6 protein-coding genes are annotated in these 12914 nt (G+C 47.4%); all 6 read left to right on the plus strand.

The genetic code is table 11. The features are described from left to right. Positions 1-106 precede the first annotated feature (106 nt). The 6 genes from MHI48_RS14000 (at position 107) to MHI48_RS14025 (ending at position 12908) form a co-directional block, all read left to right on the plus strand. Positions 107-1624 (plus strand): exosporium glycoprotein BclB-related protein, encoded by a 1518-nt coding sequence (locus tag MHI48_RS14000; RefSeq protein ID WP_083677366.1) that lies wholly within the window; start codon positions 107-109, stop codon positions 1622-1624. A 687-nt stretch (positions 1625-2311) separates the two neighbouring features. Next, positions 2312-7564 (plus strand): S8 family peptidase, encoded by a 5253-nt coding sequence (locus MHI48_RS14005; protein WP_036670772.1) that lies wholly within the window; start codon positions 2312-2314, stop codon positions 7562-7564. A 255-nt stretch (positions 7565-7819) separates the two neighbouring features. Then, positions 7820-8992: a GntR family transcriptional regulator gene (locus MHI48_RS14010; RefSeq protein ID WP_305955663.1), complete on the plus strand. Its 1173-nt coding sequence runs from the start codon at positions 7820-7822 to the stop codon at positions 8990-8992. A 222-nt stretch (positions 8993-9214) separates the two neighbouring features. Next, positions 9215-10516 carry a glycoside hydrolase family 125 protein gene (locus MHI48_RS14015; RefSeq protein ID WP_076249437.1) on the plus strand — a complete coding sequence of 434 codons (1302 nt, stop codon included), beginning with the start codon at positions 9215-9217 and terminating at the stop codon, positions 10514-10516. 78 nt (positions 10517-10594) lie between these two features. Then, a complete protein-coding gene (locus MHI48_RS14020) occupies positions 10595-11974 on the plus strand; it encodes an extracellular solute-binding protein (protein ID WP_076249436.1) in 1380 nt (459 codons plus the stop codon). Positions 11975-12041: 67 nt separating this feature from the next. Beyond that, positions 12042-12908, plus strand: coding sequence for a carbohydrate ABC transporter permease (locus tag MHI48_RS14025; protein ID WP_036608294.1), 867 nt, complete (start codon positions 12042-12044; stop codon positions 12906-12908). Positions 12909-12914: the final 6 nt, after the last annotated feature.

Consider the following 12914-nt stretch of genomic DNA (forward strand, 5'->3'; position numbering starts at 1 on the left):
TAATAATCACGAAATTCTTGCTTGCTAATATACTGATATCATCAAACCAGTGATGTTCGCCTGTAATGGATTGATTGAGACTCACTAAGGAGGATCTGCAAAAAAGATGAAACCAAAGAAACGCATCAGATATGGTTGGAGCGGATTTAAGAAAAAAAAAGCTGAGGACTGTGACCATCCCCAAGAGCAGCACAAAGAACACCATCACGAGCACCATCATAACCACCACAATCATCATCACAATAACCACCATCATAAGTGTTTTGACAAAGAAGCCGAATTCCTTCTCAAATTAATTGGTGAGTTGAAGGGAGCAATTGTACAGGTTTTTGCCAATCCCACGCCTCACAATGTTTCACTTCTGATTGAGGTACTGCGTAAATTACTGGCTCTGGTTCATTGCTCGGATTTGAAAAAGGGAACCAAGGCAGATCTCGAAGCGATCTTGGAGCTTACCATTGTATCTGCAGAGGCCGTTCCATTTTCTCCGATCAGTGTGGGAACCAATTTGCAGCAATTGCTGGATGTGCTCCTATCTGTCATTTTACAGGGGAATATCGATTCGGCTGAGAAAGATCAACTGGTCATTTTGATCCGGGCGACCGAATTGGCTATCACAACAGGGCTTAGAAACATAGGCAGTCAAGGTCCGGCAGGACCTGCAGGACCAGCGGGTCCTCAGGGCGTACCTGGTCCACAAGGCCCGGCTGGCGCTGCTGGTTCTCAGGGTGGTGTAGGTCCAGCTGGTACACCGGGAGCTGCTGGTGCCCAGGGACCAGCAGGTGCGACAGGTGTTACTGGAGCAACGGGTGCGGCAGGCCCAGCAGGTGGCGCAACAGGAGCGACAGGTGTAACGGGGAGTACAGGAGCTGTTGGGGCAGCGGGCGTTACAGGAGCAACAGGTGATCCTGGCGTAGCAGGAGCCACCGGAGTCACCGGGGCTACCGGGGCAGCTGGACTTGCGGGAGTCACAGGGGCTACCGGGGCAACGGGTGTGACAGGAGATACGGGTGCAGCGGGAATTGCAGGGGTAACCGGGGCTACCGGCGCAACTGGGATTGCGGGAGTAACTGGCAGCACCGGTGTTACTGGGGCTACGGGTTCTGGCGCCATCATACCGTTTGCTTCTGGCGGGCCTGCCATATTAACAACGATTCTTGGTGGACTGGTGGGAACGACAAGCCTTATCGGTTTCGGCAGCTCTGCAACAGGAGTCAGCATTCTGGGTGGCACGATTGATTTAACGGGAACGATTGTCGGACCACTCATTAACTTTGCATTCTCTGTCCCACGGGATGGCGTTATAACTTCGATTGCTGCCTATTTCAGTACCACAGCAGCCTTGGCCTTAGTTGGTTCAACGGTGACCATCACTGCGCAATTATTCAGTTCACCTACTCCTGATAATGCATTTACTGCGGTTCCGGGGGCGGTTGTTACACTGGCACCTCCACTCACCGGTATTATTGCATTGGGTAGTATCTCCAATGGCATAACAACCGGATTAACTATACCTGTGACTGCACAGACACGTCTGCTGCTGGTGTTCTCGGCAACGGCAGCCGGACTCACACTTGTGAATACGGTTGTCGGGTATGCAAGTGGCGGCGTGAACATTACATGATGAGATATAAATTTTGAGATGAACGACATGAGAGTTCTCATGTCGTTCTTTTTCTTGATTTGAAATTTTGAGTGTCAGGTCTTGGTTATATAGAACTACTACAAACTATTATTCATCAAAATAATGCATAAATACGAAAAATAAGCTGAAATACGTAAGCGACATCAGACACATAAAAGCATTAAATAGACTTATTTTCTATATTTTTCAATATAGTGCTTGTGTATATCGAATAATGACTTTATACTATACCAATAAAATCCAATTAAATTCCTAATCGACTATTATATGTAATTAAAATGTTTAAGCACTCACTCGAATCACGATCGAAAGTCATATCCACCACTCCTTAGCAAGCGTTCTGCTAACGCTCCAGATTACCCTTCCACATGAATGCTTATAGACATTCACTCTCATTGCATTATTCAAACACCCAAACTATTCACTCACATGGTTTAATCTGATTCATTCAATCTCCTAAACTTCCAAGTAAAAAATCATAGACTGATCTGTTATCTCTTCTGACTCATATTGTTCCCTAACCAGACCTGTAAAGGAGGTGAGGCTTTATGTGAAATCCAGGGTATCTATTTCGTACGCAATAAAGGTAATTTACCGTTTCATTCTGCAGAGAAGGGCATATGTACCAGACTAAATTAAAAAACCGGGTAAAAGGAGTGGAAAAGTTTGATAAAGATTAATCGGTTACGCAAGCCCATCTCCATGGGGCTCTCGCTTCTCCTTGCATTTTCGATCATTCATCCGGTTTCAGCTGAAAACTCCACATCATCCAAATTGGATATGAAATCTGGACTTGCCAAAGTTACGGAGTCCAAAGTAAACGCCAAGCTGACCAAAGAATTTGATGGTAGTGAATATGTGACCTATCTGGTGAAAATGAAGGAACAGGTGGATACAGCAGCAGTCTCCAAACAGGCCCTTGAAAAGGCGACCATCGCCAAACAAACGGCTTCAGCCACAAAGCTGTCCGTTCGTAATTCGGTTGTCAGCTCTCTGCGAGAAACGGCCTCGCGTACACAATATCCATTGGAAACTTATCTGGAAAAGGAAGTTGACCTGGGTAAGGTCAAAGAATATAAAAGCTATTTTATCGTAAATTCACTGGCAGTAACGAGTACCAAAGAAGTCATGGAACAGATTGCGCTGCTGCCTGAGGTGGAGAAGATTCTACCGAATGAGACGAGATACTTACAGAAAGCCGAAGTGAGTAAAGAACCGGCGAATGCGGCACCAGGCAAAGATGCTGTCCAAACGCCAGCTAAAGACTCTTCAGTCGGTGTCAAAGACAAAGACAAAGAGCCTGCTGCAAAGGACAAGCTTGCGACAGAGAACGTGGAATGGAACCTGGATTACATCAATGCGCCTGCCGTGTGGGATCGGGGCATCGATGGAACAGGGATTGTTGTTGCCAATCTGGACAGCGGTGTGGATTATACCCACCCGGCGCTTCGCAGCAAATGGCGGGGACTGGATGCTTCGGGCAATATCGTTGATCCCGAACTGAGCTGGTATGATCCGCACAGTAATGCTTCCCTCCCTGCGGACGGAGACGGGCATGGTACGCACACGATGGGTACGATGGTTGGCTCCGAAGCAGATGGTACCAACCAGATCGGGGTTGCTCCCGGTGCGAAGTGGATTGGTGTACGGATATTCAATCCGGAAACAACAGATGCCATTATTCTGGATGGCGGACAATGGTTGATCGCTCCGGTGGATGCGGAAGGCAATCTGCATCCTGAACTTGCACCGGATGTTGTTAACAACTCGTGGGGCGGAGGCGCAGGATTGGATGAATGGTTCCGTCCTATGGTCCAAGCTTGGCGTGATGCTCAGATTTTCCCGGAATTCTCCGCAGGAAATGTGAGACTGGGTAACCCGGGCGGACCTGGTTCTGTTGCTAACCCAGCCAACTATCCTGAAAGTTTTGCTACAGGAGCAACCGATATCAACGGAAATCTGGCTTCGTTCTCCCTGCTGGGCCCATCCCCGTATGGTGAGATCAAACCGGAAGTATCTGCACCTGGTGTGAATATCCGTTCATCAGTTCCGGGCGGAGTATATGAGGGAGGCTGGAACGGAACATCCATGGCAGGCCCACATACAACTGCACTTGCTGCACTGCTGCTTCAGGCCAATCATTCCCTTACGGTGGATCAGCTGGAGCAGATCATTACAGATACAGCCACGCCGAGAACGGATAGTCAGTATCCGACATCTCCTAATAACGGCTACGGTCACGGCATTATTAATGCCCTTGATGCTGTGGGGTCTGTACTCGAAGGAATTGGCACGGTATCCGGCAGAGTGGTTACGGCCGGAGATGATCTGGAAGAGCCAGTACTGGCACATACCCCTGTTAATTCTGCCTTTACAGGCATTGATATACCACTAACGGCTCATGTGACAGATAACGTCGCAGTAGTCTCCGTCGAGGCTTTTGCCAAAACGACAGGCACCAACCAGTACGTTTATCTACCGATGAACCGGATTGCTGGAGATAACAAAGATGGGACGTATACAGCGACAATCCCTGCTTTTCTTATTGAACCGCAAGGTGTGGAGTATTATATCCGTGTGAACGACTACGGTAACAACGGATTCGAAAGTCAGGTATACAAAGTGGCTGTGTCCAATGGTGTTCAGCCAGGATACCTTCAGGATTTTGAAGAAGATCAGCTTGGATTCACGACTGGCGGAACCGGAAGTACCTGGGTATGGGGAGCACCAAGCAGTGGTCCTGGAAGTGCCTACTCCGGTGACAAGGTGATTGCAACCAATCTGCAAGGAACTTATGTGGCGAATAGCAATGCATATCTGCTTGCGCCGCCAATTGATCTCACCGAGAGTCCGGAAGGGGCATTGTTATCCTTCAAGCACTGGTATGACTTGGAGAATAACATCGACTTCGGCAAGGTATACATCGCTTCCGAGGATAGCGATTATGTGTTCCAAGAACTGTTAACCTTCACGGGTACAGGTGGCAATTGGAAGACACAATATGTGGATCTTCGCGAATACGCGGGACAGCAGGTGTTCATCAAATTCAATCTGACGAGCGATAATTCATTGCAAAAGGCTGGCTGGTACATTGATGATTTCGCTGTAGAAGAACTGGATGAGATTGCTCCGGGTGCTCCTGCCGGATTGTCTGCGACGGCCGATATTCTTGGTAATGTAGCCTTGAGCTGGACGGGTCCGAGCGATGAGGATCTCGAATCCTATATCGTATATCGCTCCACAACCGCAGGTGCAGGTTATGAATCCATTGGAACTGCAACAGGAACAACGTTTACAGATACGGCTACGGTGACAGATTCGACGTATTATTATACCGTTGCCGCACTTGATTATAGTGGCAATGAAAGCGACAAATCGAATGAGGTCTCCATTACAGTAGAGGTGCCTCAGGATATCTACATCGATCATTTCGATGGCAGTGATGATAATGGCTGGACTCATTCAGGAACCAAAGATGAGTGGGAACGCGGTATTCCGGTAACGGGACCTGCCAGCGCGGTTTCTCCACCGAATGTCTGGGCGACTGATCTCGACAATACGTACGAGAGTGGCTCCAACTATTCACTCGTATCTCCGGTCATTGATTTGACGGATGTGTCCGAAGGAACACTTACGTTTAATCATTGGTACGAGATTGAGAGTGGATACGATTACGGGTATGTGGAAGTCACCAAGGATGGTGGAACCACATGGTCAGAACTGGACAAATTCTCACATAGTACCAACGGTAAACAATGGACACCTGTATTTTATGATCTGGATGCACTTACCGGTAATGAAGTTCAATTCCGGTTCCGCCTGACCTCAGATAACAGTGTTGTGAAGACAGGCTGGTTCATTGATGATTTCCGTGTACTGGGAGTTGCTGCAGAGACGGTAACGGAGGACAGTGCGGTTGTGCTTAACAATGACAAACCAAAACCGTCCTATGATAATCCATGGTACAAAATTTCGCGGACAGACAAAGCGGAATTTAACAAAACGAAACAGCAACAACCTGAAGTTGAAAAACCAGGAACAGGTTCGGTTAATCCACAAAGCCTGCCTGCAAGTGCAACGGTTACCGTACTGGAAACCGGACGTTCGGTGAAGACAGATCCAGCTACAGGCAAGTATAACTTCACACACGTAGCAGGTGATTACACGTTAAAAGCTGAAGCATATGGATATTATCCTCGAACTCAGCAGGTGACGATTACAGATGGCAATGGAGCCAAAGCCAACTTTAATCTGGAAGCAATTCCGCATGGGCAGATTGAAGGTGTAGTAACGGATGAGCGGACAGGACAACCACTGGCTGATGCTTCCGTTCTCGTGGTGGAAGATGCGAATGTAGGTGAAGTTCGCACAGGTTCAGATGGCAGCTTCGATATTCAGGTATTGGAAGGAAGTTATACCCTATCCATCCGGGCTGCAGATTATTACAGTAAAACCGTTACTGTGACAGTCCCTGGTAATGGTACGGCTGAGGCAAATGTTGCCTTAAAACCATTCATCGGTTTCCCTGGGGAAATTGCTTATGATGATGGAACAGCAGAGAACGCACGAGCTTTTAATGCTGCGGATAACGCTTGGGCAGTTCGAATGACACCAGAGCTGGAGACCGCTCAACTGACAGGTGCATCGTTCCGATTCTGGAACACCGAATGGCCTGTACCTGGAGGCACAGCGTTCCAATATGCCGTATATGATGCATCGGGTGCGGGCGGAGCTCCGGGACGGCAACTGGCTGGACCATTTGACGGTACTGCACTTCGTAACGATCAATGGACAACCGTTGAATTCCCAGAACCGGTCATTGTAACGGGTGATTTCTATATCGTGTATGTACAGAGTTTAGCTGGAACTAGCGCTCCGGGACTCGCTACCGATGAGGATGGTCCAAATGCAGGTCGAAGCTGGCAGCGTGTAAGCGGAGCATGGAGTACTTCACCGGTAGAAGAAGGCAATTACATGATTCGTGCAGTCGTGAGATATCCGGTAAATGCACCTGTGCTCACAGTACCTGCAAACACGTATACGAATCAATCGACCTTCACTGTGTCGGGAACGTCTCCGGCATCTGGAGCTCAGATCAAGATCTACAACGGCAAGGATCTGGCTGGCACCACAACGGTGGCAAATGGGAAGTTCTCATACGGTGTGAAGCTCCGTTCTGGCATTAATGCGATTACTGCGGAGGCAGTGGTAGACGGTAAAACAACGGACCGTTCACTCCCCGTAGTCATTATTCTGGATCAGACCAAACCACAATTGACGATTCTCACGCCAGCTCAAGGGGATCGCATCAATGCAGAAGTGGTTCACGTAACGGGTAATGTCGTGGAACAATTCCTCGATAAGGTAACCGTTAACGGACAAACCGTACAAGTGGGTAAAGACAGAAGTTTCAGTCACCGTGTATTGGTCAATGAAGGCGAGAACACAATAACCATTACAGCAACCGATATCGCTGGTAACAAAACAACCGTAACCCGCACCGTCTATGTGGAAACGGCGTTGCCAGAACTTACGAATATTACTCCGGCTGAAGATGTTCGAATCACATCAGGGGAGAGTGTTACCGTTTCATTTGATAGTAAACCTGGTCTGCAAGCATCTTTCCGTATTCAGTTACCTTTGAATCTGAATGCCCAAGGGGCAGGAGAGATTCCATTGGTGGAGACTGAACCTGGTCGTTATACGGGTACGTACACAACACCTTCATCCCTTGTTCTGGATGGTGGAGTCATTGTGATTCGCGCTCAGGATGCAGCAGGCAACAAAGTAGAGGCGGAAGCAGCTGGACGATTGTTCGTCAGCGCAGCACAAGAACAATCCGTTCCAGAACCAGATTCGAGCCCTGAAGAGAATGGAACGGAAGTGAGTCCACCGTCCGCTGAGGGTCTGCAACCTTAATTATGCAAAGTATGACTTGGATGATAACTGCGTTTTGACCATCTAAGCAAGAAGCCGATAAGCCGAGGTATCAGGGCTTGTCGGCTTTTTGTTGTCTCGATTCATAACTGACGCCTAAGATTAATGAAGCATCCATCGGGATGCTTTTTCTTTTGCTCTCATATGACAGCAGGTGAGTTGTCTCCTTTCTTCACATTAATGATATAACATGATATATTAGGATGTAGAACATGAGAAGTATGGGTATTTATGGAGGTGCTTGTATTGGGGAAAGATTCGGCATCCAAGCCGATGTATGAACAGATCTTTGAATCCTTGCGTGAACGGATACAGCTTCATCAATATCAAGTGGGTGAGCGTGTTCCTTCGGAAAAGGAATTATGTGATGAATTCGGAGTGAGCCGGATTACAACTAAAAAAGCACTTGAGATGCTGGCGAGTGAACAATTAATTGTTCGTCAGCCGGGACGGGGTTCTTTTGTAGCCGACACAGCAGAAATGTTACAAGAAAGATCTAACAGACCTGCTCCGCTTGCTTCGGTTAAAGATCCAGAGAAGAAGCTGCTCATTGGTCTGGTCATTACTAATTTCAGTGATATGTATGGTACAGAACTGTTATATGGTATGGAAGAAGCTTCGCGAGAGCATGATTGTTTTCTCGTACTTAGACGTTCCTTCGGGATTCCCGAGCAGGAGGAACAGAGCATTCAGGAACTGCTGGAACTGGGTGTGGATGGATTGATTATTTTCCCGGCACAGGGTGAATATTTCAGCGATGAGATTTTAAAACTGGTCGTTAACAAATTCCCGTTTGTCCTGATTGACCGGTACTTGAAAGGCATTCCAGCTTCATCTGTCAGTACGGATAATGTAGGCGCGGCGCGAGAAGGGATGAATTATTTGTTCGATCTCGGTCACCGACACATCGCTTTTCTGACGCAGCCTCCGGCGAACACTACACCCATTGAAGAACGAATTGAAGGCATTATTGAGGCTCACAATGATCAAGGAGTTCTGGTGAACAGGGAACTGTGGTTAGAATCTTTTCTTTCGACACTGCCAAGTGTGTTTGATCCTCAAGTCGAGGTCCGTGATGTGGAGACATTGGTGGAACATTTACAGAAATACCCCCAGATTACTGCACTCTTTGCTGCGGAGTATCATATTGCTTTACTTGCAGAACAGGCAGCGGATCGGCTTGGTCTGAGAATCCCGGAAGATATGTCCATCATTTGCTTTGACAGTCCAAACGCTGCCGAAGGAAGCCGTGTAACCCATATGAGACAAAGCCAGTTTGATATGGGAAAACAGGCATTCGAGATGGTGCTTCAAAGTATGCAGAACAACGAAATGACAGTGAACAGGGTTGTTTTGCCTGCCCGATTGGTGAAGGGGAAGTCAACGAGTATGGTGAAACAAAAGGGTTAATTATAACAACTTAATATTCATTGTGTTCAATCAGGGGCTTCGTATAAACGAGGCCTCTTTTTGGTGCGGATAAAATGGGGAGAATTGCTTTAAATGGTATATTATTTGGTGTCTTCAAATTAAAATAACATGCTAATATACAAATAAATATATTGACATAACATTATATTCGTTTTAGGATGATGAAAGCGGTTAACAAACTGGATTAAATAGGAGGACAACATGCTGACACCCAGAGATGATCAAGAAATTTCTCCCTCGATATACGACATGATTGATCAGGTTAACAAACGTATGCCGGACCATCCGGAACTCAACCAAATGTTTAAAAATTGTTTTACCAATACGATGGCAACCACAATTCAGCGCAAAGAAGATGGAACAACTTTTGTGATTACGGGAGATATCCCTGCCATGTGGTTACGTGATTCTGCCGCTCAGGTCAGACCTTATCTGCTTCTCGCTTCAGAGGATGAAGATATCGCTGACATGATCGCTGGACTGGTTGAACGTCAACTGAAATATATTCTCCTGGACCCGTATGCAAACGCTTTTAATGAGACGGAGAGTGGAAAAGGACATCAGGAAGACCTGACGCAGATGAATGATTGGATCTGGGAACGGAAGTATGAGATCGACTCACTGGCTTATCCGATTCAGCTCAGTTATCTCTTGTGGAAGAACACGGGAAGAACAACTCAATTCAATGATACGTTCCGTAAAGCATCCCAGATCATCATGCAGTTATGGCAAGTGGAACAGCATCATGAGACGAAATCACCCTACACATTCCAACGTCTGGATGCTCCCGAAACCGATACGCTCACCCGAGAGGGACGAGGTACTGAAACAGTCTATACAGGCATGACCTGGTCGGGATTCCGTCCCAGCGACGATCGCTGTGAATATGGTTATCTGATTCCATCCAATATGTTCGCCGTTGTGGCGCTTCGATATCTACAGGAAATTGCTGAAGTGGTGTTCGAGAATGAAACGCTGGCAGCGACTGCTCAGCAGTTGGAGGAACAGATCAACAAAGGTATTCAGGATTATGGCACCGTTGAACATCCGGAATATGGAACCATATATGCATACGAAACGGATGGGAAAGGCAATCACAATCTGATGGATGATGCCAATGTGCCGAGCCTGCTGTCTTTACCTTATCTCGGATATGTGGAGGAGAACGACGAGGTGTATCAGAATACACGCCGTTTCATTCTTTCCTCGCACAACCCGTATTTTTATGAGGGAACAGCAGCAGCGGGAATCGGTAGTCCGCATACACCGGAAGGGTACATCTGGCATATCGCTTTATCGATGCAGGGGCTGACTACAGAGGATCGCAATGAAAAACTACGATTGCTTCAGCTCATCCATAAGACGGATGCGGATACCGGACTGACCCATGAAGGTTTTTCGGCCAACAATCCACATGAATATACACGTCCATGGTTTTCATGGTCCAACATGCTCTTTAGTGAACTGATTATGGATTATTGCGGATTCCGCGTACAGAAATAGATAGGGAAGCAAGAGATAACCTGCGAGTACATCATAACGTTCGGAGTTCGTTAAATTCCGACAAGAGGAGAGCGAATCATGAGAAAAATATCATTGAAAATGCCGGTAGCAGCAGTTATGACATCCTTGCTCATTCTTACTACAGCCTGTTCGGGCGGAAGCTCAAGCACAGGCACAACCAGTGATGGCAAGAAGGAAGTAACTGTATCGTTCCGTTCTTCAGGATCTGAAGATACACTTACGAAATTCTTCCAATCAGGCTTGGTGGATCAATTCGAGAAAGAAAACCCGGATATCAAAATCAACATTGCGCCTGTACTGGCAAGTGAAGGCGATTATACGTCCAAAATGGTTCTGCAAATGAAATCCCCGGATACGGCACCGGATGTCATTGCTGAAGATACATCCATCATCAAATCCGATGCTGCTGCGGGATATCTGGAGCCGCTGGATACACAGGTTCAGGGATGGCCCGATTGGGAAGAACACATCATCGACAACCTGAAGGCAGGGGTTACCGGAGAAGACGGCAAAGTGTACGGCGTTCCGGCTACCTCGGATACACGCGGAATCTGGTACAACAAGGAACTGTTTCAACAGGCAGGACTTGAAGTTCCGTTCAAACCTGCAAGCTGGGCAGAAGTGCTCGAAGCAGCACGTACGATCAAGCAAAAACTGCCGGGTGTGACACCACTTAATATGATCGTGGGCAAAGCAAACGGTGAAGGTGTCACCATGCAAACACTGGAAATGCTGCTCTATGGTACGGCGGACACGCTGTATAACGACACCAGCAAGAAATGGGTCGTGAACAGCCCGGGGCTGCTGGATTCCTTCAAATTCATAGATCAAGTGTTTAACACGGATAAAACAGGTCCAACCATGCAGGTTGCCCTGAATGGACAAGCTGGCAGTATTGCATTCCAGCAACAGTTCCCGCAAGACAAACTGGCGATGGCTGTAGATGGTAGCTGGGCAGGTTCGACATGGGCCGAGAACGGTACTGCTCCAATCGCCAACGTTGAAGAAAAAATAGGTTTTGCACCATTCCCAACACAAAACGGGGAAGAACCTGGAGCAACTACGATGTCTGGAGGATGGGCTTGGTCTGTTCCTGCACAGGCGAAGAACAAGGAAGCAGCTTGGAAATTTATCGAGTTTCTGATGAATAAGGAAAATGCGACTGCACGCGTAGTAGCGGAAGGTAGCCTCAGCCCACGTAATGATTCCACAGAAGTTGACGGTTATACGGATCGTCCTTATACCAAAGAAGCACAGGAACTCTTGAATGTGGCCCACTTCCGTCCAGCGAACGATCAATATGCAGCGGTATCCGCACAATTGCAAAGCATTGTTGAGAGTATTGCCTCTGGCAAGCTGACGCCGGAAGAGGGAGTTACACAATTGAAGGACAACGTATCCCGTTCCCTTGGCGCGGACAGCATCGAAGAGAAATAAGGATATCGATATATTCGGAGGGGGAGGCACAATCTCCCCTTTTTCCGGTTCGAATGGAGAGTGACTTATGAAAAGGAAAGCACCAGGTTCATTTCTGTTTCTAATGCCTTCCGTACTGTTATTACTTGTGTTTTTCATTGTTCCCATCATTCTGACGATCTGTTTTGCCTTTACGAATATGGCTCTGACTGGGGCGGCAGCCAAGAGTTTGGAGTTTGTCGGATTCCAGAATTTCATTAATATGTTCCATGATCCGGACTTCCGGATTAGTGTCTGGCGTACGCTGGTCTTTCTCATCTTCTCCGCAGTGATTGGTCAGGTATTGCTTGGATTCATTCTGGCTCTTCTAATGAAGGAGAAAAATGTGACGTTCCGTCGGGTCATCGGCATCATCGTCATTGCCGGTTGGGTGACACCCGAGATTGTTGTGGCATTCTGTATGGTTGCCTTTTTCAGTGACAATGGTTCATTGAATCAGATCCTCGGCTGGTTTGGAGCGAATCCAGTCTCCTGGTTGTTCAGTTTCCCTATGGTGAGTGTCATTATCGCGAATATCTGGCACGGCACAGCCTTTTCAATGATGGTCTATCAGTCGGCACTGGATGATATCCCGAAGGAAGTTGAAGAAGCTGCGATTATTGACAGTGCCACCGGGTTCCAGATTGTCAGACACATTACGATTCCAATGGTAAAAGGGTCCATCGTGACCAACATGATGTTGGTTACCCTACAGACACTGGGCGTGTTCACGCTGATCTATACGATGACCGGTGGTGGCCCGGGTACTTCAACACAAACCTTGCCGATCTTCATGTATAACCAGGCCTTTGTGAACTATCAATTTGGATACGGCACAGCCATATCTCTGGTTCTGTTGTTCATCGGTATTATCGCCAGCCTGTTCTACATGCGATCCATGAAAGTGAAAGTGTAACCATGA

It is taken from the genome of Paenibacillus sp. FSL H7-0942, from assembly GCF_045040715.1.
GTDB classification, from domain to species: domain Bacteria; phylum Bacillota; class Bacilli; order Paenibacillales; family Paenibacillaceae; genus Paenibacillus; species Paenibacillus amylolyticus.

Excerpts from the sequence above, each read along its gene's own strand:
- MHI48_RS14025 (WP_036608294.1), top strand. The coding sequence starts at position 12,042 with ATGAAAAGGAAAGCACCAGGTTCATTTCTGTTTCTAATGCCTTCCGTA.
- MHI48_RS14015 (WP_076249437.1), top strand. The coding sequence starts at position 9,215 with ATGCTGACACCCAGAGATGATCAAGAAATTTCTCCCTCGATATACGAC.
- MHI48_RS14020 (WP_076249436.1), top strand. The coding sequence starts at position 10,595 with ATGAGAAAAATATCATTGAAAATGCCGGTAGCAGCAGTTATGACATCC.
- MHI48_RS14000 (WP_083677366.1), top strand. The coding sequence starts at position 107 with ATGAAACCAAAGAAACGCATCAGATATGGTTGGAGCGGATTTAAGAAA.